Here is a 26,235-nt window from a genome sequence, read left to right as displayed (position 1 = left end):
CGGCGCAAACACAGCCGTGTCGCGCTTCAACCGGATGCAGTCATGAACAAAGAAACGAACCACATTTTCCGTCCGCTCTCGACGCCGCAGTTGGAAATGTGGTTCGGGCAGGAGCTGGATCCGGGCAACTGGCTGTATCACAGCTGCGGCTATCTCGAAATCGGCGGCCGCGTGGACGTCGACAAATTCGAACAGGCCTTGCGGCGCTTCGTCGCCGAAACCGACGCCTTACGCCTGCGTTTCTGCGATGGCCCCGAGGGGCCGTTGCAGTACTTCGCGCAAACGCCCGCCCTGCCCTTCGAATTCGTCGACGTTTCCTCGCGCGAGCAGCCGTTCCAGGCCGCGCTGTCGGCGATGCAGGCCGACATGCGACAGGTATTCGATCTGCACTCGGCGCGGCTGTTCAACTATGCGCTGTACAAGCTCGGCGAAGACCATTACCTGTGGTACAAGCGCTACCACCATATCGTCCTGGACGGCGCGGGCTCGACCCTGGACGTATCCCGCGTCGCGCAGATCTACACCGCGCTGTGCGCGGACGACGACATCCCGGCCAGCAACCTCGGCGCGATCGCCGCGCTGCTCGACGACGATCGCGACTACCGCGAATCCGCGCGCTACCAGCGCGACCTGGAGTTCTGGCGCGACTACGCGCGCAACCTGCCCGAAACCGCCGCGCTGAACGGTCGGCCGCTCAGTCGCGACGCGACGTTCCGCCGCCGTTCGGTGCCGATATCGCCGGCGCTGAGCGCCGCGCTGATGGCCGCGGAGACCGGCGAAAGCAAATGGCCGCAGTTGATGACCGCGGCGGTCGCGGCCTATCTGTACCGGGCCAGCGGCGGCAAGGTCGACACCTTCGATTTTCCGGTGGCGGCGCGCGCCAAGGATCTGCGTCATGTGCCGGGCACGACCGCCAACGCCTTGCCGCTGCGGCTGGGCGTGCTCGCGGGCGAGTCGCTGAGCGGATTGGCCAGGCGCAGCGGCCGCGAAATCCTGCGCGTGCTCAAGCATCAGTATTTCCGCGGCAAGGACATTCAGCATATGCGTCCGGCCGCGGCGAGCGCGTTCGGCCCGCGCATCAACATCATGCCGTTCGATTTCGAATTCCTGCTCGACGGCCAGCCGGCGACCTTGTACTCGCTGTCCAACGGACTGGTCCACGATTTCTCGGTGACGCTGCAGGGGCACCCGGGTAAAGGCCGTTGCGCGCTGAACATCGACGCCAACTGCGAGTTGTACGACGACGAGGAACTCGCCCGGCACGCCAAGCGTCTGCTGCAATTCGTCGAACGGGCGCTGGCGGAACCGTCGCGACCGCTGGCGGAAATCGAATTGCTGGATGGCGAAGAACGCCAGCAACTGCTCGGCGAATGGAACGACACCGCGCATTCGGTTCCGGACGCGAACGTAGCCGAATTGTTCGAGCAGCAGGCGGCCCGCACGCCTGGGGCGATCGCGGTCGTCTACGAGGGCGAACAGCTCAGCTACGCCGAGCTCAACACGCGCGCCAATCGTCTGGCTCTACGTTTGATTGCGCAAGGGGCCGGGCCGGAGAACATCGTCGCGATCGCGCTACCGCGTTCGGCCGAGCTGGTAGTCGCGCTGCTCGCCGTGCTAAAGGCCGGCGCCGCTTACCTGCCGCTCGATACCGATTACCCGGCCGATCGTCTGGCGTTCATGCTCGACGACGCGCGGCCGGTGCTGCTCATCACGCGCAGCGACATCGAGTTGCCGGCGACGGCGGTGCCGCGCCTTGAGCTCGACGATGCCGCGCTGCAGGCGGAACTGCGCGCGGAATCCATGGATGCGCAAGACGGGCAATGGCGCGGCAAGCTCGCGCCGCTGCACCCGGCCTATGTGATCTACACCTCCGGCTCCACCGGCAAGCCCAAGGGTGCGCCGAACACGCACGAGGCCCTGGTCAATCGCCTGGCCTGGATGCAGCACGCCTACGCCCTGCAAGATGACGACGTCGTACTGCAGAAGACGCCCTTCAGCTTCGACGTGTCGGTGTGGGAATTCTTCTGGCCTCTGCTGTACGGCGCGCGGTTGGTGATGGCGCGTCCCGGCGGTCATCGCGATCCGGCCTATCTCGCCGAAGTGATCCGCGAGCAGAGCGTCACCACCCTGCACTTTGTGCCGTCGATGCTGGAAGCGTTCCTGCACGATCCGGCCAGCGCGACCTGCACCAGCCTGCGTCGCATCGTCTGCAGCGGCGAAGCCTTGTCCGGCGCATTGCGCGAGCGTTTGCGCCAGACCCTCGACCGCCCGCTGCACAATCTGTACGGCCCGACCGAAGCGGCCATCGACGTCACCGCCTGGACCTGCCGCGACGAGACCGCCGGCAGCGCGGTGCCGATCGGCGCGCCGATCTGGAACACCCAGACCTATGTGCTCGATGCGGCGCTGCGGCCGGTGCCGCAGGGCGTGCCGGGTGAGTTGTACCTCGCCGGCACCGGTCTGGCGCGCGGTTACCATCGTCGCGCCAGCCTCACCGCCGAACGTTTCATCGCCAATCCGTTCGTCGCGGGCCAGCGCATGTACCGCACCGGCGATCTGGCGCGCTGGCGCGCCGACGGACAACTGGAATACCTCGGCCGCACCGATCATCAGGTCAAGATCCGCGGCCTGCGCATCGAACTGGGCGAGATCGAAGCCGCGCTTGCCATGGCCGGCTTCGCCCAGAACGTGGTCGTGGCGCGCGAGGACGGCAACGGTCAGGCTCAGTTGGTCGCTTATGTCGTCGCGCCCGGCATCGACGTACCGCAACTGCGCGCGCAACTCGGCCAGCGCCTGCCCGATTACATGATCCCGGCCGCGTTCGTCGCGCTGGACGCCTTGCCGCTCAACGCCAACGGCAAACTCGATCGCAAGGCGCTGCCCGCGCCGAGCTTCGCATCGACCACGCGCCGCGCGCCGAGCACGCCGCAGGAAGCCGAACTGGCTGCCTTGTTCGCGCAGGTGCTGGGCCTGGAAGAAGTCGGCGTCGACGACAATTTCTTCGAACTCGGCGGACACTCGCTGCTGGCGTTGCGCCTGATCGCCGAGATCCGCGCCCGCATGCACGCCGAAGTATCGATCCGCGACGTGTTCGAAGCGCGCACGCCGGCCGCGGTCGCGCCGCGATTGCGCGCGATGCAGGCGCCGCGCCCGACTCTGCAGGCGCTGCCACGACCCGAACGGCTCGAGCTCTCGCATGCCCAGCGCACGCTGTGGTTCATGCATCAATTCCAGGGCCCCAGCGCGACCTACCATATTCCGCTGACCGCGCGTCTCGATGGCCCCTTGCAGGTCCCTGCCCTGCGGGCCGCGTTGAACGATCTGGTCGAACGTCACGAAAGCCTGCGTACGATTTTCCCGGTCGCCGAACACGCGTATCAGCATGTGCTCGCTCAGGCCGAGCCGGAACTGACGTTGATCGATGTCGCGCAGGATCACGTGCAGGCCGCGCTCGACGCCGAGGTGATGCGCCCGTTCGACTTGACCGTCGAATTGCCGTTGCGCGCCTGCGTGCTGCGTATCGACGCCCAGCAGCATGTGCTGCTGCTGTTGCTGCATCACATCGCCGGCGATGGCGCATCGCTGCTGCCGCTGACCGGCGATCTGTCCCTCGCCTACGCCGCGCGGCTCGAGCATCGCGCGCCGGACTGGCAAGCGCTGCCGGTGCAATACGCCGACTACACGCAATGGCAACGCGCGGTGCTCGGCGAGCCGAGCGACCCGCACAGCGTGCACGCGCGCGACATGGCGTACTGGCGGCAGGCGCTGGCCGATCTGCCCGAGCAGCTGAGTCTGCCCTACGACCGCCCTCGCCCGCCGGAGATCAGCTATCGCGGCCAGCATCTGTATTGGAACCTCGACGCTGATCTGCACGGCCGTCTGCTGGCGTTGGCGAAGCGTCACGACTGCACCTTGTTCATGGTGCTGCACGCCGCGCTGGCGGCCCTTCTGACCCGCCTTGGCGCCGGCACCGATATCCCGATCGGCAGCTCGGTCGCGGGCCGCGCCGATCCTGCGCTGGACGGGCTGATCGGCCTGTTCCTCAATTCGCTGGTGCTGCGCGCCGATACCTCGGGCAATCCGCGCTTCGATACGCTACTGGCGCGCGTGCGGCAAACCGATCTGGCCGCCTACGAGCACCAGGAACTGCCGTTCGGGCAAGTGGTCGATGCGCTGAGCCCGGAGCGCTCGCTGTCGCACCATCCCTTGTATCAGGTGATGCTCGTCCTGCAGAAAGCCGCGGGCCATCGCCTGCGCTTGCCGGGATTGCGGTATCGCGAACAGCTGTTCGACATGCCCACGTCCAAGTTCGATCTGAGCTTCGAGTTGGCCGAACACGAACATGCCGACGGCAGTCCGGCCGGCCTGCGTGGCTTCGTGGAATACGCCACCGATCTGTTCGACGACGCGACGGCGCAGTCGTTCGCGCAGCGCTTCGAGCGGATGCTGCGCGCGGTCGTCGAGGACGCGAGCCAGACCATCGACGCCATCGAGCTGATGGACGCTGGCGAACGGCGGCAACTGCTACAGGACTGGAACGCCACCGCGCAACCGATCGTCGCCGCCACCTTGCCGGCGATGTTCGAGGCGCAGGTCGCGCGCACGCCCACTGCCGTGGCGGCGATCTGCGGAGCGCAGCGACTCGACTTCGAACAACTCAACCGCCGCGCGAACCAATTGGCGCACCTGTTGATCGGCGACGGCGCCGGCCCGGAATCGGTGGTGGCGATCGCCCTGCCGCCCTCGCTCGATCTGATCGTCGCGCTGCTGGCCGTGGTCAAGGCCGGCGCCGCGTATCTGCCGCTCGACCTCGGCAATCCGCCCGACCGGCTTGCGGTGGTGCTCGACGATGCGCGCCCCGTGCAGGTACTCACGCACGGCGAATTTTCCGGATTGTTCCCGTCGACAGCGCCTTTGTGCCTGCTCGACGAGGCCGCGCTGCGCGAACGCCTGGCGCTCGGCCGCGACGATAACCCCGGCGATGCCGATCGCCTGCGCCCGCTGGACCTGCTGCATCCGGCCTATGTGATCTACACCTCCGGCTCCACCGGCAAACCCAAGGGCGTGATGGTCTCGCACCATTCCGCCGCGCATTATTTCGCTTGGTCCCGCCACGCGTATTTCAACGCGGACGGCAACGGCTCGGCGACCACGCTGTCGGTCGCGTTCGACGGCAGCGTGACCGTGTTGTTCGGCCCCTTGCTGGCCGGACAGCCGCTGACCGTGACCGCGTTGGACGGCGATTTTTCAAGGCTTACCGCCGAACTGCCGGCGGGCGGCTACGAGGTGCTGAAACTCACGCCGGCGCATCTGAAGCTGCTCAACGCGGAACTCGAAAACGCGGGGCCGCAAGCGGCCGCGCCGGCGCGGGCGCTGATTCTCGGCGGCGAAGCGCTGATGCAGGCCGATCTGGTGTATTGGCAGCAGCATCATCCGCGGGTACGGCTGATCAACGAATACGGGCCCACCGAAGCCACGGTCGGTTGCTGCACCTTCGAAGCCGGTCCGCTGGAGCGAATGGATGGCGGCGTCGCCATCGGCCGGCCGATCTGGAACACCCAGTTGTACGTGCTCGACGCCAACCTGCGGCCGCAAGTCGCCGGCGCCGCCGGCGAGTTGTACATCGCCGGCGAAGGCTTGGCTCGCGGTTATCTGCATCGCCCGGCGCTGACCGCCGAGCGCTTCGTCGCCAATCCGTTCGCGGCCGGCGAACGCATGTACCGTTCCGGCGATCTGGCGCGCTGGCGCGCCGACGGACAGCTGGAATACCTCGGCCGCATCGATCAGCAGGTGAAGATCCGCGGCTATCGCATCGAACTGGGCGAAATCGAAGCGGCCTTGGCGCAACTCGGCTTCGCTAACAGCGCAGTGATCGTGCGCGAAGACCATGCCGGGCAGAAGCAACTGGTGGCCTATCTGGTCGCCGACGCTATCGACGGCGCCAGCCTGCAACGGCAACTGGCCGCGCGCCTGCCTGCCTACATGCTGCCGGCCGCGTTCGTGGCGCTGGATGAGTTGCCGCTGACCGGCAACGGCAAGCTGGACCGCAAGGCGCTGCCGGCGCCGAATTTCGATCAAGGCAGCACGCGCGGGCCGCGCAACGCGCAAGAAGCGCTGCTGTGCGAATTGTTCGCGCAGGTGCTGGATCTCGACGAGGTCGGCATCGACGCCAGCTTCTTCGAACTCGGCGGCGACAGCATCAGCGCGATCCGCCTGGTCGCCGGTGCGCGCAAGCGCGGCTTGCCGTTGGCGCCGCGTGATTTGTTCAAGCATCCGAAAATCGAAGCCTTGGCGTCCGCCGTCGCCGCGCAAGAGCTAGCCGTGCAGAACCTGCCGGTGGCGACGCCGGTCAACGACGAGGCGATCGGCGATCTGCCCTTGCTACCGATCATGCGCGCCTTCGTCGAGCAGGGCGGCCCGCTCACGGGCCTGCATCAATCGCAACGGTTGAACGTGCCGGCCGGCATGACCCAGCCGGCGATGCTCACCGCCTTGCAAGCCCTGCTCGACCGCCACGACGCGCTGCGTCTGCGCCTGATCGCGCGCGATGGCGGGCATTACGCATCGATCGCCGCTGCCGGTGCGGTCGACGCCGCATCGTGCTTGATCCGTGTGGAATTGAGCGATGCTGACGCGGGCGAAGGCGAGCGCCGTTTCGAACAGGCAGCGGCCGACGCGCTGACGCGTCTGGATCCCTATCAAGGCCGTCTGCTGCAGGCGATCTGGGGCGACCGCGGCGCGGATCGGCCCGGCCGCTTGTGCCTGGTCATCCATCACCTGGCCGTCGACGGCGTGTCCTGGCGCATTCTGCTGCCCGATCTAGAACAGGCTTGGCAGGCGGCAACGAAAGGACAAGCGCCGACGCTCGATCCGGTGGGCACCTCGCTGCGCCGTTGGGCCGAACTGTTGCAGCGCGACGCCGACGCGGCGCGCCGACACGACGAACTTGCGCTCTGGCGCGGCGTGGCGGCGACGCCCGATCCCGTGCTGGGCGCGCGGGCGCTCGATCCGGCCCGCGACACGATCGCGACGCGGCGCGAGCTGCGCCTGCGGCTTGCCGGCGACAGCGTCGCCCGTTTGCTGGGCGAAGTGCCGGCCGCGTTGCGCGCCACCGTCAACGATGTATTGCTGACCGCGTTCACCCTCGCCGTCGCCGGGTGGCGCCGGCAGCGCGATGCGCAGGCCGGGCTGGCGGTGCGCTTCGAAGTGGAAGGCCACGGCCGCGAGGACGTCTTCGACGACGTCGATCTGTCGCGCACGGTCGGCTGGTTCACCAGTCTGTATCCGGTCGCGCTCGATCCGGGCGCGATCGATATCGATCAGGCTCTAAGCCGCGACAGCGATCTGGGTCGCGCGCTAAGGCGAATCAAGGAACAGCTGCGCGCGATTCCGGACCACGGCCTGGGTTACGGTTTGCTGCGTCATCTCGCCGCCGATGCCGAACTCGGCGCCGCGCCCGCCGCGCAGTTGGCGTTCAACTACCTCGGTCGCTTCGCCGTTTCCGCGGACGGCGATCAGGAACAGTTCGGCGGCGGCGACGATCCGCGTCGCCCGCTGAGCCATGCCATCACCCTCGACAGCATCGTCTACGACCGCGGCGGTGAAGCCGAATTGGTCGCGGCCTGGTCGTATGCCGGAGAACTGTTCGAAGCCGACGAAATCCGCGTGCTCGCGCAGACCTGGTTCGACTGCCTGCAGGCGCTGATCGCGCATTCGGCGCGGCCCGACGCGGCCGGTCTCATCCCGTCGGATCTGTCGCTGCTGACCCTGGATCAAGACACCATCGCGCAACTGGAAGCCGCGCGTCCGCTGGCCGACATCCTGCCGCTGGCGCCGTTGCAGCAGGGCATGCTGTTCCATGCGCTGTACGACAAAAACGCGGCGGACGCCTATCTGGTGCAGATGCTGTTCGCGCTGGACGGCCCGCTGGATGTGAACGCGCTGGAACGCGCAGCCGGCGAAGTGTTGTCGCGGTATCCGCACCTGGATGCGGCCTTCGTCCAGCTCGACGCGCAACCGCCGCTGCAATTGCTGCCGCGCCAACCGGCGTTGTGCTGGCAACGATGCGATCTGAGCGGCGTGCCCGCGGCCGAACGCGATCAGGCGTTGCACGCATTCCTGCGCGAAGACCTCGAACGCCCGGTCGACCCGGCGCAAGCGCAACTGCTGCGTTTCAGTCTGGTGCGCATGGGCGAACGCGAGCACCGTCTGGTCTTCACCCATCACCACATCCTGCTCGACGGCTGGTCGGTGCCGGTGTTGCTGCAGGAGTTGTTCAACCTGTATCACTCGCGCGGCGAGGCTTCGTCCCTGCCCTCGGTCGCGCCCTATGGCGACTATCTGCGCTGGATCGCCGCGCAGGATCGACCGGCCGCGCTCGCCGTGTGGCGCGAGGCCTTGCAAGGCTTCGAACAGCCTTGCCTGATCGCGCCGCAGGCGACCGCGCAGCCGGTCATGCCGCGCACGCGCCGTCGCGATTTCGCGCGCGAACTGACCGCGAAGCTGGAAGCGCAGGCGCGCCGCCGTGGCCTGACCCTCAACACCTTGCTGCAAGGCGCCTGGGCCTTGTTGCTGGCGCAGGCCACCGGCCATCAGGACGTCTGCTTCGGCATCACCGTGTCCGGCCGCCCGGCGGAACTGGCCGGCATGGAACGCATGGTCGGCTTGTTCGTCAACACGCTGCCGCTGCGCCTGCGCATCGACCATGCGCAGACCCTGGGCGAACTGCTCGACGGCTTGCAGGACAGCCAGTCGCGCCTGCTCGGCGCGCATCATCTGGGTCTGACCGATCTGCTCAGCGAGTTGGGCCATCAGGCCTTGTTCGACACCTTGCTGGTGTTCGAGAACTATCAGCTCGACGCCCAGGACCGTCGTTTCCTCGATGACGAGGCCGGCTCCCTGCGCGTGCGTCTGGACGAAGGCGGCCGCGGCGGCGACATGTCGCATTACCCGCTCGGCCTGCTGCTGGTGCCGGGCGAACGCCTGCACCTGCGCATCAGCTATCGCCCCGACCTGTTCGACGAAGCGCAGATCGACCGCATCGAGCAATGTTACGAGCGAATCCTGGAAGCCTTCGCCGGCGATCTGGATCGGCGCGTGGGCCGGCTGGATCTGCTCGATGCGCAGTCGCGCGGGCAAGTGCTCGGCGAGTGGAACGACACCGCCCAACCGCTGCCGGCCACGACCATTCCCGAGTTGTTCGAACAGCAGGCTGCGCGCACCCCGCAGGCGCTCGCTGTCGTCGGCGAAGATGCCCGGCTGAGTTACACCGAACTCAATACGCGCGCCAATCGCCTGGCTCAACGTTTGATTGCGCAAGGGGCCGGGCCGGAGAACATCGTCGCGATCGCGCTACCGCGTTCGGCCGAACTGGTCGTGGCCCTGCTCGCCGTGCTCAAGGCCGGCGCCGCCTACCTGCCGCTGGATACCGATTACCCGGCCGATCGACTGGCCTTCATGCTCGACGACGCCCGGCCGGTGCTGCTCATCACGCGCAGCGACATCGAGTTGCCGGCGACGGCGGTGCCGCGCCTGGAGCTCGACGATGGCGCGCTGCAGGCGCAACTGCGCGCGGAATCCATGGATGCGCAAGACGGGCAATGGCGCGGCAAGCTCGCGCCGCTGCACCCGGCCTATGTGATCTACACCTCCGGCTCCACCGGAAAACCCAAGGGCGCGCCCAACACGCACGAGGCCCTGGTCAATCGCCTGGCTTGGATGCAGCACGCTTACGCGCTGCAAGATGACGACGTTGTCCTGCAGAAGACCCCTTTCAGCTTCGACGTGTCGGTGTGGGAATTCTTCTGGCCCCTGCTGTACGGCGCGCGGTTGGTGATGGCGCGTCCCGGCGGTCACCGCGATCCGGCCTATCTCGCCGAAATGATCCGCGAACAAAACATCACCACCCTGCACTTCGTACCGTCGATGCTGGAAGCGTTCCTGCACGATCCGGCCAGCGCGACCTGTACTAGCCTGCGCCGCATCGTCTGCAGCGGCGAAGCCTTGTCCGGCGCCTTGCGCGAACGCCTGCGTCTGACGCTCGACCGCCCGCTGCACAATCTGTACGGCCCGACCGAAGCGGCCATCGACGTCACCGCCTGGACCTGCCGCGACGAAACCGCCGGTAGCGCGGTGCCGATCGGTGCGCCGATCTGGAACACCCAGACCTATGTGCTCGATGCGGCGCTGCGGCCGGTGCCGCAGGGCGTGCCGGGCGAGCTGTACCTGGCCGGCACCGGTCTGGCGCGCGGCTACCATCGTCGCGCCGGCCTCACCGCCGAGCGTTTTATCGCCAACCCGTTCGTCGCGGGTCAGCGCATGTACCGCACCGGCGATCTGGCGCGCTGGCGCGCCGACGGTCAGCTGGAATACCTCGGTCGCACCGATCATCAGGTCAAGATCCGCGGCTTGCGCATCGAACTGGGCGAGATCGAAGCGGCGCTGGCGCTGGAAGGCTTCGCCCAGAACGTGGTCGTCGCGCGCGAGGACGGCAACGGCCAGGCGCAATTGGTCGCCTATGTCGTCGCACCCACGATCGACGTCGCGCAACTGCGCGCGCAACTCGGCCAGCGGCTGCCCGATTACATGGTCCCGGCCGCGTTCGTCGCGCTGGACGTGCTGCCGCTCAACGCCAACGGCAAGCTCGATCGCAACGCCCTGCCCGCCCCGGTCCACACCGTCGGCGCGCTGCGCCTGCCGCGCAATCCGCGCGAGCAACTGCTGTGCGAGCTGTTCGCGCAACTGCTCGGTCGCGAGCAGGTCGGCATCGACGACGATTTCTTCGAACTCGGCGGGCATTCGCTGCTGGCGGTCCGCCTGACCGGCATGCTGCGTTCGCGCCTGAAACTGGAACTGCCGATCCGCACCCTGTTCGAGGCCCCGACCGTCGCGCAACTGGCGCCGCGGCTGGACCCGAACAGCGCGCCGCGCCCGCCGCTGCGGCCGCAACCGCGGCCGCAGGACGTGCCGCTGTCGTACGCGCAGCAGCGCTTGTGGTTCTTGCACAAGCTCGAAGGCGCCAGCTCCACTTATAACGTCACCGTCGCGCTGCGCCTGCGCGGCGAACTCGACATCGCCGCGCTCGGCGCCGCGCTGGGCGATCTGGCCGCACGCCACGAAAGCCTGCGCACGATCTTTCCCGACAGCGAGCAGCCGCTGCAACGGATCCTGCCGCCGGAGCAGGCCGAAGTGCCGTTGTCGTTGCACGTCAGCGACAACGCGCGCTTGGCTGACGATCTGCTGCGCGCCGCCGATCATGCCTTCGACCTAAGCCGCGATTTGCCGTTGCGCGCGGATCTGTTCGAAGTCGATGCGGGCGAGCACGTGCTGTTGTTGCTGCTGCATCACATCGTCGCCGATGCGGTTTCGATGCGGCCCTTGGTCCAGGACCTCGCCGACGCTTATGCAGCCCGCCGCACCGGACAGGCGCCGGCGTGGGCGCCGCTGCCGTTGCATTACGCCGATTACAGCCTGTGGCAACGTCAGCTGCTCGGCGATATCCAGGATCCGCACAGCCGCGGCGCGCACCAGCTGGATTACTGGAAACGCCAGCTGGCCGAGCTGCCGGAGCAGATGAGTCTGCCCACCGACCGCCCGCGTCCGGCGAAGGTGAGTTATCGCGGCGGCAGCGTCCGCTTCCAGATACCGGCCGAGTTGCATCAGCGGTTGCTGGAGCGCGCCGGCGCGCATCAGGCCAGCTTGTTCATGCTGCTGCAGGCGGCCGTGGCGGCGCTGCTCAGCCGTCTCGGCGCGGGCGACAACATCGTGCTCGGCAGCCCCATCGTCGGCCGTGGCGAGGAAGGCCTCGACGGGCTGATCGGCGTATTTCTCAATACTCTGGTGTTGCGCACCGACACCTCGGGCAATCCGAGTTTCGAGGCCTTGCTGGCGCGCGTGCGCGATACCGACCTGAGCGCCTACGAGCATCAGGATCTGCCGTTCGAGCAATTGGTCGATGCGATCAAGCCGACGCGCTCACTGTCGCATCACCCTTTGTTCCAGGTGCTGATGGCCTTGCAGACCCAGGACGCCGAACTGCCGGCCTGGGACGGACTGGACGTGCAAGCGCAGCCGCTGCAACTGGAGAACGCCAAGTTCGATCTGAGTTTCGACTGGACCGAACACCGCCATGGCGACGGCCGCGCCGCCGGCCTGTTCGGCCGCATGGAATACGCCAGCGACCTATTCGACGCAGCGACCATCGAGTCGCTGGCCGAACGTGTGCAGCGCGTGCTCGACGCGGTCGCGGCCGATCCGCGCCTGCGCCTGGCCGAGTTGCCGATCCTGACCGACGCCGAGCGCACCCAGTTGCTCGGCGATTGGAGCCATGGCCCGGACATCGCCGCGGCCGAGTTGCTGCCGCGGCGCTTCGAGCGACAGGCCGCGGCCACGCCGCGGGCCATCGCCCTGGCGCATGCGCACGGCCAGCTCGATTACGCCACGCTCAACGCCGCCGCCAACCGGCTGGCGCACGTTCTGATCGAACGCGGCATCGGTGCCGGTGACCGCGTGGCGATCGCATTGCCGCGCTCGGCCGATCTGCTGATCGCCCTGCTCGCCGTGCTCAAGAGCGGCGCCGCCTATGTACCGGTGGACCCGGATTATCCGGCCGAGCGCATCGCCTACATGCTCGAGGATGCCAAGCCGGCGGCGTTGATCGCCAACGAGGCGACTGCCTTCACCGTCGATGGCCTCGAGCAATACGCGGATGTACTGCTGCTCGACGACGCGCGCATCCGCGCGGCGATCGAACGCGCGCCCTCGCACAACCCCGGCGACGATGCCGGCTCCTCGCCGATCCACGGCCGATCCGCGGCCTACACCATCTACACTTCCGGCTCGACCGGCCGCCCCAAGGGCGTGACCGTCGAGCAGCACGCGCTGGCCAATTTCCTGCGTTCGATGGCGCGCAGCCCGGGCATGGCCGCGGGCGAACGCCTGCTCGCGTTGACTCCGATCTCGTTCGACATCGCCGGCCTGGAGCTGTACCTGCCGCTGTGGCAAGGCGGCTGCGTGCATCTGCTCGACCGCGACACCGCCAGCGACGCGGAACGGCTGGTCGCGCAGATCGAACAGGTGTCGCCGCACCTGATTCAGGCCACGCCCGCGACCTGGCAGATGCTGCGCAACCACGGCTGGCGCGCGAACGCGTCGATGCGTCTGCTGTGCGGCGGCGAAGCATTGCCTCCGGATCTCGCCGACTATCTCAGCGCCGACGCCGGCGCGCTGTGGAACATGTACGGCCCCACCGAAACCACGGTGTGGTCGCTGCTCGACCAAGTCGAAACCGGCGCGCCGGTCAGTATCGGCCGTCCGCTCGACAACACCCGCGTTTACGTGCTCGATGCGCATCTGCAGCCGGTACCGGCGGGCGTGGCCGGCGAGTTGTACCTCGCCGGCGATGGCCTGGCGCGCGGCTATCACGAACGCGCCGCGTTGACCGCTGAACGCTTTGTCGCCAATCCGTTCGAGCCCGGTGCGCGCATGTACCGCAGCGGCGATCTGGCGCGCTTCCGTGCCGACGGCCGCCTGGATTGCCTGGGCCGGGTCGACAATCAAGTGAAACTGCGCGGCTTCCGCATCGAACTGGGCGAGATCGAAGCGGTGCTGGCGCAGGCCGGTTACCCCCGCAACGTCGTGCTGCTGCGCGAGGATGCGCCGGGCCAAAAGCAACTGGTCGCGTACGTGGCGAGCGCCGAAGCCATCGATGCGACGGCGCTGCGGCAACAGCTGAGCGCGCACCTGCCCGACTACATGCTGCCCGCCGCGTTCGTGGTTCTCGACGCGCTGCCGCTGACCCCCAACGGCAAGCTCGACCGCAAGGCGCTGCCGGCGCCCGAGTTCGCCGCCGGCGCAGGCCGCGGCCCGCGCAATCCGCGCGAAGCCTTGCTGTGCGCCCTGTTCGCCGAAGTGCTGGGGGTGGAACGCGTCGGCATCGACGACCATTTCTTCGCCCTCGGCGGCCATTCGCTGCTCGCCACCCGCCTGGTCAGCCGCATCCGCGCCGAACTGGCGGTGGAACTGCCGCTGCGCACGCTGTTCGAAGCGCCGACCGTCGACGCGCTGTCGCAGGCATTGCCCGGCGCGCACAACGCGCGTCCGCCGTTGCTCCCGCAGGCGCGTCCGCCGCGGCTGCCATTGTCGTACGCGCAGCGCCGGCTGTGGTTCATCCAGCAGTTCGAGCGCCAATCCGGCCACGACAGCGCGCGCGAAGGCGCCGGCGCGGCCTACAACATCTCGATGCCGCTGCGTCTGCGCGGACGCCTGGACCGCGCCGCGTTCGACGCCGCCGTGGCCGATGTGCTGGCCCGGCACGAAAGCCTGCGCACGACCTTCCCGGACATCGACGGCGACCCCTGCCAACAGCTGATCGCGGTCGAAGACGCAGGCAACGTGCTCGAGTTCGCGCGCGTCGATGCGCGCACGCTGGAACATGAACTGCGCGCCCGCGCCCTGCACGTATTCGACCTCGGCGCGGAACTGCCGCTGCGGGTCAGCGTGCTGAGCACGAGCGAAGACGAGCATGTGCTGCTGGTGGTGCTGCATCACATCGCCGGCGACGGCTCCTCGCTCGCGCCTCTGGCGCGCGATCTGAGCCGCGCTTATGCCGCGCGTCTGCGCGGACAGGCGCCGGAGTGGGCGCCGCTGCCGGTGCAATACCCCGATTACACCTTGTGGCAGCAGCGCATGCTCGGCAGCGAACTCGACGCCGACAGCCTGATCGCGCAGCAATTCGACTATTGGCGCGAACAGCTGGCCGGCCTGCCCGAACGCATCGAGCTGCCGATCGATCGACCGCGTCCGGCCATCGCCAGCCTGCGCGGCCGGCAGTTGCCGCTGCAGATCGACGCGGCCTTGCACGCGCGCCTGCTGCAACTCGCGCATCGCCACGAGGCGAGCCTGTTCATGGTGCTGCAAGCCGGCTTGTCGGCGCTGCTGCACCGGCTCGGCGCGGGCGAGGACATCGCGGTCGGTAGCGCCATCGCCGGACGCAACGATCAGGCGCTGGACGAACTGGTCGGCTTCTTCGTCAACACCCTGGTGCTGCGCACGGATCTGTCCGGCCGCCCGGACTTCGCCACCCTGCTCGGCCGCGTGCGCGCCACCGCGCTGGCCGCCTACACCCATCAGGACGCGCCGTTCGAGCGTCTGGTGGAGTTGCTCAATCCGGTGCGCTCGACCGCCCACCATGCGCTGTTCCAGGTCGGCCTGGTGTTGCAGAACGTCGAGCAAGCCGCGCTGGAACTGCCGGGGTTGGAGGTGTCGGACCATCCGGCCGACTTCCGCACGGCCAAGTTCGACCTGTTCTTAAACCTCAGCGAACGCCACGCCGACGGCGCGCCGGCCGGGCTGGCCGGCAAGCTCGAATACGCCACCGATCTGTTCGACGAATCCAGCGTGATCGCGTTGTGGCAACGCTTGCTGCGATTGCTCGACGCGGCCTGCGCGGATCCCGCACGCAAGATCGCCGACATCGATCTGCTCGACAGCGAAGAACGCGCCGGCCTGCGCCAGCGCGCCAGCGACGGCGTCGCCGCGCCGGACGCGGCGAGCATCGTCGAACTGTTCGAGCGTCAGGTCGCGCGCGATCCCGAGGCGCCGGCGCTGTTGTACCGCGACCAGTGCTGGAGCTACGCAGAACTCGACCGCCGCGCCAACCGGGTCGCGCATGCGCTGATCGCGCAAGGCATCGGCGCCGAGGACCGCATCGCCATCGCCCTGCCGCGTTCGCCGGAGATGGTGGTCGCCGCGCTCGGCGCGCTCAAGGCCGGCGCGGCCTATCTGCCGCTGGATCCGGACTATCCGCCGGAACGGTTGGCTTACATGCTCGCCGACGCCAAGCCGGCGCTGTTGATCAGCCGCCGCGAGATCGAAGCGCGCCTGCCCGAGCACGGCGTCGCGCCGTGGCTGCTCGACGCGGCGCAGACCGTGCAGACGCTGGCCGCGCAAGCGATCGACGCGCCGCGCGGACGGATCGTCTCGCCGCAGCAGGCGGCGTACGTGATCTACACCTCCGGCTCCACCGGCCGGCCCAAGGGCGTGGTGGTCAGCCATGCCGGCGTACCGAGCCTGCTGGCCGCGCAGACCGCCGCGTTCGACCTCGGACCCGGCGCGCGCGTGCTGCAGTTCGCTTCGCTGAGCTTCGACGCCGCGTTCTGGGAACTGTGCATGACGCTGCTGTCGGGCGCCGCGCTGGTGATGGGCGATGCCGAGCAGGTGCGTCCGGGCGAAGCGCTGACCGCGCTGATGCGCGAGCACGGCGTCACCCACGCGACCCTGCCGCCGGCCGCGCTGCCGGTGCTCGACCCCGATGCGGTGCCGCAACTGCGCGACCTGATCGTCGCCGGCGAGGCCTGCGCGCCGCCGCTGGTGGATGCGTGGTCGCGTGGACGCCGCATGACCAACGCCTACGGACCGACCGAAACCACGGTGTGCGCGACCATGAGCGCGCCGCTGGTCGGCGCGGTCGATGCGCCGATCGGCGCGCCGATCCGCGGCGCGCGCGTGTACGTGCTCGACGCCGGCCTGCAACCGGTGCCGGCCGGCGTGGCCGGCGAGTTGTACCTGGCCGGCGCCGGTCTGGCGCGCGGCTATCTCGGCCGCGCCGCGCTCACCGCCGAGCGCTTCGTCGCCGATCCGTTCGCCCCCGGCGAGCGCATGTACCGCAGCGGCGATCTTGCCCGCTGGAACCGCGAGGGACAGCTCGAATTCCTCGGCCGGGTCGATCATCAGGTCAAGATCCGCGGCTTCCGCATCGAACTGGGCGAAATCGAATCGGCGCTGCAACGCCATCCGGCGGTGGCGCAATCGATCGTGATGGCCCGCGAGGACGTGCCCGGCCACAAGCAACTGGTCGGCTACGTGGTGCTCGAACGCGAGCTCGAAGCGCGCGACGAGGACCGCGAGGCGCGCCAGATCGGCGAGTGGGAAACCATCTACGAGGACTTGTACGGCGACAAGGCGCTGGACGGCGCCTACGCCTTCGGCGAGAACTTCCACGGCTGGAACAGCAGCTACGACGGCAGCGAGATCGCGCTGGAGCAGATGCGCGAATGGCGCGCGCGCACGGTCGAACGGATCCTCGAACTCAAGCCCCAGCGGGTGCTGGAAATCGGCGTCGGCAGCGGCCTGATCCTGTCGCAGGTGGCGCCGCACGTGCGCGCCTACCACGGCACCGATCTGTCGGCGGCCACGGTCGAACGCTTGCGCGCCGAAGTCGCGCAGCAACCGGCGCTGGCCGGCAAGGTCGAACTGTATGCGCGCCCAGCCCACGACATGGACGGCCTCGACGCCGGCCTCGCCCCGGGCGAGCGCTTCGATGTGATCGTGATCAACTCGGTGTTGCAGTACTTCCCCAACGGCGAGTACCTGGCGCAGGCCATCGGCCAGGCGATGCGCTTGCTCGCGCCCGGTGGCGCGCTGTACCTGGGCGACGTGCGCAATCTGCGCCTGCAGCGCAGCTTCGCCACCGCGATCGCCCTGCATCAGAGCGACGACGACACCGACACGGCCATCTTGCTGCGCCGCGCCGAACAACTGCGACTGGCCGAGAAGGAGCTGCTGGTCGCGCCAGAATTCTTCGCCGAGCAGGCCAAGCGTGAAGATGCGATTTGCGCGGTCGATATCCAGACCAAGCGCAGCGGCTACGGCAACGAACTCAGCCGCCATCGCTACGAAGTCGTGCTGCGCAAGGGCCCGCTGCCGCTGCGTTCGGCGGCGGCGTGGCCCGCGGTCGCGTGGACGCCGGCGCTGATGGAGGACAACGCGTTCGTGCGCCTGCTGCGCGAACGCGGCGACGGCCTGCGCCTGACCGGCGTGCCGAACGATCATCTGCAGCCGGAAACCGATGCGCTGCACGCACTCGCCGACGGCGCGCCGGTGTCCGCGGTGCGCACACGCCTGCTCGATGCCGGCGATCGCGTGCATGCGCGCAGCGAAACCTTGATCGCCGCCGCGGCGGCGGCAGGTCTGCACGCGGCGAGCACCTGGGCCGGCGACGGCGCCGACGAGCAACTGGAACTGCTGTTCTGGCGCGAAGACGGCCGCACCGTCGCCGACCTGCACCGCCCGCTCGCGGTGGACGAACTGTCGGCCTGCACCAACGAGCCGTCCACGTTCGACCAGTTCGCCGATCTGCGCCGGCATATCGCCGCGCAGTTGCCGGACTACATGCAGCCGCTGCTGGTGCTGCTGCCGCGGATGCCGCTGACCCCGAACGGCAAGATCGACCGCAAGGCCTTGCCCGCGCCCGACTTCAGCGCCGGCCAGCACCGCGCCGCCGGCAACGAACGCGAGCAGACCCTGGCCGCGCTGTATGCGCAGGTGCTGGGGCTGCCGCGGGTCAGCGTCGCCGACAGCTTCTTCGACCTCGGCGGCGACAGCATTCTCTCGATCCAGTTGGTCGGCCTGGCGCGCAAGGCCGGGCTGCTGATCACCCCGCGCGAAGTGTTCCAGCATCAGAACGTGGCGGCGTTGGCGCGGATCGCGCGCGACGCCGACGCCGGCGCGCCGGCGCTGATCGACGAACCGGTCGGCGCGCTTGCGCCGCTGCCGATCCTGCGATGGTTCCTCGATCGCGAGGCGCCGCTGGACGGTTTCAACCAGCGCGTGCTGCTGCGCGTGCCCGCGGGTTTGTCGCAACAGGTGCTGCACGACGCATTGGCCGCGCTGGTACGACACCACGACGCGTTGCGCCTGCAGCTGCACCGCGACGATGGCGCGTGGACACTGCAAGTGCCCGGGCCCGAAGCCACCCACTTCGGCCTGCGTCGCGTCGACATCGCCGGACTCGACGAGGCCGCGCTGCAAGCTGCGCTCGACGCAGCGGCCGCGGCGGCCGCGCAAAGCCTCGCCACCGACACAGGCGAGCTGCTGCAAGCCGTGTGGTTCGATGCCGGCGACGACGCCAGCGGCCGTCTGCTGCTGTGCATCCACCATCTCGCCGTCGACGGTGTGTCCTGGCGCATCCTGATTCCGGACCTGCGCGATGCGGTCGAATCGCTCGCTGCGGGACGCGAACCGGCGTTCGCCGCGCGCAGTCATTCGCTGCGCGCCTGGACCGCCGAGTTGCGCGAACAATCGACTTCACCCGCGCGCCTGGCCGAGCTGCCGCATTGGCGCGCCCTGGCTGAAGGCATCGATCCGCCGCTGTCGCTGGTCGCGCTGGATCCGCTGCGAGACATCGGCGCCGCGTGCGGCCATCACAGCCTGAGCCTGCCGGCGTCGGTCGCGACGCCGCTGCTGACCGCGCTGCCGGCGCGCTTCCACGCCGGCATCAACGACGTGCTGCTAAGCGCCTTCGCCCTGGCCCTGAGCGATTGGCGCCGCCGCCATACCGGCAAGTCCTGCGAACGCGTGTTGCTCGACCTGGAAAGCCACGGCCGCGGAAGCGCGCACAGTGAGCTTGACCTGTCGCGCACGGTCGGCTGGTTCACCAGTCTGTATCCGCTGCGGCTGGACCTGGATGGCATCAATCAGGCGCAGGCGCTCGGCGGCGGGCGCGAGCTCGAACGCGCGCTCAAGCGCGTCAAGGAACAACTGCGCGCCGTGCCCGACCACGGTCTGGGCTACGGCGCGCTGCGCTGCTTCAACCCCGACGCCGCGCAGGCGTTGGCGGCGTTGCCGCAGCCGCAGGTCAGCTTCAATTACCTCGGCCGCTTCGCCGTGAGCGGACAGGCCGCAGGCGCGCAGACAACGAGCGATTCGGTCCGCGGCGACTGGATCGCCGCCGACGAAACGCCGGCGCCGGCCGGCGGCGAAGCGCTGCCGATCGCGCACGCGATCGAACTCAATGCACTGACCCAGGACCGCGACGACGGCCCCGAGTTCGTCGCCACCTGGTCGTGGCCGCGCGCGCTGTTCGCGCAGGAACAGATCGAAGACCTCGCCGAGACCTTCGCCCGCGTGCTGCGCGCCCTCGCCGCGCTCGCCGGTGACGCGCACAGCGGCGGCCTGAGCCCGTCGGACGTGGCCCTGGCCGCGCTCGAACAGGACGCGATCGAACGGCTGGAACGCGACTACCGCGATGCCGGGGGCGTCGCCGATCTGTTGCCGCTGACGCCGCTGCAACACGGCCTGCTGTTCCACACCTTGTACGAACACGAAGGTCCCGACCCATACGTGGTGCAGGTGCGTTTCGACCTGGACGGACCGCTCGATCCGGTTCGCTTGCGCGAAGCGGCGCGCACGTTGATGCAGCGCCATCCGCATCTGTCGGCCGCGTTCGTCCACCGCGGCCTGGAACGGCCGGTGCAGGTGATTCCGCGCGAAATTCCGCTGGACTGGCGCCGCGTCGATCTGTCCGCGCACCCGGTCGAATCACGCGAAGCCGAAGCCGCGCGCATCGCCGAACACGATCGCAGCCGGCGTTTCGATCTGGATCAGGCGCCGCTGCTGCGCTTCACCCTGCTCGCGCTCGGCAGCGCAGCCGACGGCCGCGTCCGTCACCGCTTGTTGATCGCCAACCACCACATCCTGCTTGACGGTTGGTCGATGCCGCTGCTGGTGCAGGAATTGTTCGCGCTGTACACCGGCGCGCCGCTGCCTGGCGCCAGCGCCTACCGCGATTACCTGCACTGGCTGAGCGCGCGCGACCCGCACCTGGGCGAACTCGCCTGGCGCGAAGCGCTGGACGGCATCGATGAACCGACCCTGCTGTTGCCCTCGCAGCCGCACGCCTCCGGCCGCCAGTGCGAACACGAACTGCAGCTGCCCGAAGGCCTGTCGCGTACTTTGGCGCAGCTGGCGCGACGCCATGGCCTGACCTTGAACATCCTGGTCCAGGGCGCGTGGGGCCTGCTGCTGGGCCGCATGCTCGGCCGCGACGACGTAGTCATCGGCACCACCGTGTCGACGCGCCCGCCGGAGCTCGACGAAGTCGAGCGCATGATCGGCTTGTTCATCAACACCGTGCCGACCCGCCTGCGCCTGGACCCCAAGCGCAGCTTCGTCGACCTGCTGCAGGAACTGCAGCGCCAGCAGACCGCGTTGATGGAGCATCAGCACCTCGACCTGGCCCAGTTGCAGCGCTACGCCGGGTTCGAGCGGCTGTTCGATACGCTGTATGTGTTCGAGAACTATCCGATCGATCACGATGGCCTGGCCAGCGCGCTCGGCGAGCTGAGCATCGCCGGTTTCGCCAGCAGCGACGCCACTCACTACCCGTTGAGCCTGCTGGTCACGCCGGGGCAGCGCCTGTCGCTGCGTTTCAACTTCGATCCGGCGCGGCTGGACGCGTTGAGCGTGCAGCGACTGGCCGAGCGCCTGTCGCGCCTGCTCGACGCGGTCGCCGCGCATCCGCAGCGCAGCCTGGAGCACTTCGATCTGCTCGACGACCGCGAGCGCCGGCGGGTGCTGTACGACTGCAACGACAGCGAGTACGAGCTGCCCGCCGCGACCGTGCCGGCCTGGTTCCAGCAACGCGTCGCCGACGCGCCTGAAGCGATCGCACTGGTCGACGCACACGGCGAACTCAGCTACGCCGAACTCAACCGCCGCGCCAACCGTGTGGCGCACGCACTGATCGCGCGCGGAGTCGGTCCGGAGGATCGCGTCGCCCTGGCGATTCCGCGTTCGTTCGACACCGTCGTCGCCGTGCTCGGCATCCTAAAGGCCGGCGCGGCCTATCTGCCGCTCGACGCCGATCATCCGCTCGAACGCCTGGAATACACTCTGGGCGACGCGCGTCCACGCCACGTACTGGCCACCCGCGCGGTCGCCGCGCGGCTGCCGCAGGACGCGCCGCTGCTGCTGATCGACGACGCGGCCGGCTTCGGCAACGACATCGCCCACGCCACCGGTCACGATCCGACCGACGCCGAACGCATGCACGCGTTGTCGCCGCAGCATCCGGCCTACGTGATCTACACCTCCGGCTCGACCGGCCGGCCCAAGGGCGTGTGCGTCACCCACGCCGGCATTCCCAGCCTCGTCCACAGTCAGGTCGAACGCTTCGGCCTCGACTCCGGCAGCCGCGTGCTGCAGTTCGCTTCGATGAGTTTCGACGCGGCGGCGATGGAAATGCTGATGTGCTTCGCCGCCGGCGCCACCCTGGTGCTGCCGCCGCCGGGCCTGCTGCTCGGCGACGCGCTCGCGCGCACTCTCGCCGAGCAGCGCATCAGCCACAGCCTGATTCCGCCGAGCGCGCTCGGCAGCCTGGATCCGGACGCGCTGGCGTGGCCGAAGACGCTGATCGTCGGCGGCGAAGCCTGTCCGCCGCACGTGGCCGCGGCGTGGTCGCGCGATGGCCGCCGTCTGGTCAACGCCTACGGCCCGACCGAGATCACCATCTGCGCGGCGATGAGCCAGGCGCTGGACGAAACCGGTCTCGCCGGCGCGGCGCCGCCGCTCGGTGTCCCGGTCGCCAACACCCGTCTGTACGTGCTCGACGCGATGCTGCGGCCAGTGCCGGCGGGCGTTGCCGGCGAGTTGTACATTGCCGGTGCCGGTCTGGCGCGCGGTTATCTCGACCGGCCGGGCCTGAGCGCCGAGCGCTTCGTCGCCGATCCCTTCCACGTCGGCCAGCGCATGTACCGCAGCGGCGATCTGGCGCGGCGGCGCGAGGACGGTCAGCTCGATTACCTCGGCCGCGTCGATCAGCAAGTGAAGCTGCGCGGCTTCCGCATCGAGCTGGGCGAAGTGCAATCCGCGCTGGCGCAATGCGGCTATCCGGGCAACGCCGCGATCGTGCGCGAAGACCGCCAGGGCCATCCGCAACTGGTCGCTTATCTGGTCTCGTCCGAACCGGTCGATGCCGATGTGTTGCGCAAGCGCCTGACCCAGCGTCTGCCCGAGTACATGGTGCCGGCCGCGTTCGTCGCGCTCGACGCGCTGCCGCTGACCGCCAACGGCAGCAAGCTCGACCGCAAGGCGCTGCCGGCGCCGGAGTTCGCCGCGCAGGCGCTGTCGCGCGGCCCGGCCAACGCCACCGAGCAGCTGCTGTGCTCGCTGTTCGCCGAAGTGCTGGGCCTGGAACGGATCGGCGCGGAAGACAATTTCTTCGCCTTCGGCGGCCATTCGCTGCTGGCCACGCGCCTGATCGGCCGCATCCGCGCGACCTTCGATGTCGAACTGCCGATCCGCGCGCTGTTCGACGCGCCCACCGTGGAAACCCTGGCGCGACGTCTGCCCTCGGGCGGAATCGCGCGCGAACCGCTGTTGCCGCAGACGCGGCCGGCGCTGCTGCCGCTGTCGTTCGCCCAGCAGCGGCTGTGGTTCCTGCACCGGTTCGAAGGGCCGAGCGCGACCTACAACATTCCGTTGGCGCTGCGCCTGGATGGCGAGCTCGACGGCGACGCGCTGGAAGCGGCCTTGAACGATGTGGTGGCGCGTCATGAAAGCCTGCGCACGTTGTTCCCGTCGGGCGACGTGCCGCAGCAGCGGGTGTTGCCGGCCGATCAGGCTGCGTTGCAGCTGCATCGTGCCCGCAGCGACGAGGCCGGGCTGCACGCGGCGCTGTCAGCCGCGGCCGCGCATCGCTTCGATCTCAGTCGCGAGCTGCCGCTGCGCGCGACGCTGATTGAACTGGGTCCGCAACGCCAGGCCCTGCTGCTGTTGATCCACCACATCGCCGGCGACGGCGCCTCGCTGCAACCGCTCGCGCGCGACCTCAGTCACGCCTACGCCGCGCGCCTGCGCGGCCGTGCGCCGGTGTTCGCGCCGTTGCCGGTGCAGTACGCCGACTACACCCTGTGGCAACGCCGCACCCTGGGCGAGGAACGCGATCCCGAGAGCGCCCTGGCGCAGCAACTGCAGTACTGGAAGCGCCAACTGTCCGACCTGCCCGAGCGCATCGCTTTGCCGAGCGATCGCCCGCGTCCGCCGCAATCGAGCTATCGCGGCGGCCACCTGCCGCTGTCGCTCGACGCCGCGCTGCACGCGAAGCTGGCGGCGTTGGCGCGGAGCCAGGGCGCGACCTTGTTCATGGTGCTGCAGGCCGCGCTGGCGGCGACCTTGGGTCGGCTCGGTGCCGGCGACGACGTCGCGTTGGGAACGCCGATCGCCGGCCGCGGCGATGAAGCCTTGCACGACTTGATCGGCCTGTTCCTCAACACGCTCGTGCTGCGCACCGACCTGTCCGGCGATCCCGGCTTCGCCGAACTGCTCGGCCGCGTGCGCGAAACCAATCTCGCCGCGTACGAGCATCAGGACGTGCCGTTCGAACGCCTGGTCGACGCGCTGCAACCGGTGCGTTCGATGGCCCATCACCCGTTGTTCCAGGTGATGCTGTCGCTGCAGAACCACGCCAGCGGCGAACTCGCCCTGCCCGGCCTGAAGACGCGTCCGGCCGGGTTCGACCTGGACATCGCCCAGTTCGATCTCAGCTTCGATTTCAGCGAAGCTCACGACGAACTCGGCGCGCCAGCCGGCCTGCACGCCAGCATCGAGTACGCCGGCGATCTGTTCGAGGCCGACACCGCGCTGCGTATCGGCCGCTGCCTGCAACGCATGCTCGAAGCGGTCGCGGCCGATCCGCGCCGGCGCATCGGCGAGGTCGAGTTGCTCGACGGCGACGAACGCCAGCAGTTGCTGCACAACTCGCAGGGACCACAGATCGCGCCCTCGGGTGTGCTGCTGCCGCAGTGGTTCGAGCGTCAGGCCGCGGCCACGCCGGATGCGATCGCGCTGGTCTGCGGCGAGCAGTCACTGAGCTTCGACGCGCTCAACCGCCGCGCCAACCGCATCGCCCATGCGTTGATCGCGCGCGGCCTCAAGGCCGACGATCGCGTCGCCCTGGCCTTGCCGCGTTCGGCCGACACGGTCTGCGCCATGCTCGGCGCGCTCAAGGCCGGCGCGGCGTATCTGCCACTGGACACCGAGCATCTGGGCGAGCGCCTGCGCGAGTTGATCGCCGAAGCCGCGCCCACGCTGCTGCTCGGCCACGCCTCGATCTGCACCACGCTCGGCTACGCTGGCCCGGCGCTGTTGCTCGATCAGGACGCGGGCCGCGCCGAACTGGCGTCGATGCCGGAGCGCAATCCGCACGACTCGCTCGCGCTCAGCGGCGCCGCGCCGCTGCATCCGCAGCAGGCCGCGTACGTGATCCACACCTCCGGCTCGACCGGCAAGCCCAAGGGCGTGGTCGTGTCGCACGCAGGTCTGGCCAATCTGTTCGAGCACCACCGCGACGGCGTGATCGCCGATGCCGCGCGCCATGCCGGCGGTGGCCGTGTTCGCTTCGGCCTCACCGCCACCTTCGCTTTCGACACTTCGCTGGAAGGCCTGCTGTTCCTGTGCGCCGGCCACGAACTGCACGTGTTCGACGACGTGCTGCGGCGCGAGGGCGAAGTGCTGCTGAGCCACCTGCGGGCCGCGCGCATCGATGCGCTCGACCTGACCCCGACCCACTTCGAACAGCTGCAACGCCTGGGCTTGCTCGACAGCGTCGGCTCCGACAGCGCCCGCGCCTATCCGAGCACGCTGATGCTCGGCGGCGAATCGGTCAGCGAAACCCAGTGGCGCACGCTGCGCGGACATGCGTCGGTGCGCGGCCACAACTACTACGGTCCCACCGAGTACACGGTCGATGCCGGCGGTCTGGCTTTGAACGACGGCGACGAACGCCCGAGCATCGGCAGGCCGCTGCGCAATACCCGTTTTCACGTGCTCGACGCGCGCCTGCGGCCGGTGCCGGCCGGTACCGTCGGCGAGTTGTACATCGCCGGCGCAGGTCTGGCGCGCGGCTATCTCGGTCGCCCGAGCCTGAGCGCGGAACGTTTCGTCGCCGATCCGTTCACGGCAGGCACGCGCATGTATCGCTCCGGCGATCTTGCGCGCTGGCGCCGCGACGGTCAGCTCGAACTGCTCGGCCGCGCCGATCATCAGGTCAAGATCCGCGGCTTCCGCATCGAACCGGGCGAGATCGAAGCCGCGCTCGCGCAGATCGGTTTCGCCGCCAATGCGGTGATCGCGCGCGAAGACCGGCCGGGCCACAAGCAACTGGTCGCCTACCTCGCCGCGCCCGCACTGGCCGCGGCCGATCTGGCCCGGATCAAGAACGAGCTGGCCGAACGCCTGCCGGACTACATGGTCCCGGCCGCGTTCGTCGCCCTGCCCGAGTTGCCGCTGACCCCCAACGGCAAGCTCGACCGCAAGGCGCTGCCGGCGCCGCAGACGACCACGACCAGCGCAGGCCCGGACGAGAACGCCAGCGAACGCGAGAAGCTTCTGGCGAAGCTGTTCGGCGAAGTGCTGGGCCTCGACGCGGTCGGCCTGGACGAGGGTTTTTTCAGCCTCGGC

General features: G+C 69.0%; 1 protein-coding gene (only partly in view). It reads left to right on the top strand.

Annotation, left to right across the window (positions count from 1 at the left end; translation table 11 throughout):
• Positions 1-42 precede the first annotated feature (42 nt).
• Positions 43-26,235, top strand: the 5' portion of a protein-coding gene (locus tag AC3A4T_RS08995) for a non-ribosomal peptide synthase/polyketide synthase (RefSeq protein WP_487675068.1). 1,650 nt of this gene lie beyond the right edge of the window; 26,193 of the gene's 27,843 nt are visible here — the first part of the coding sequence; the start codon lies at positions 43-45; its stop codon lies off the right edge, out of view.

Source organism: Lysobacter sp. Soil_N_51, from assembly GCF_057655755.1.
Note: the sequence above shows the minus strand (reverse complement) of the source record. Positions and strands in the feature narration are given on the sequence as shown.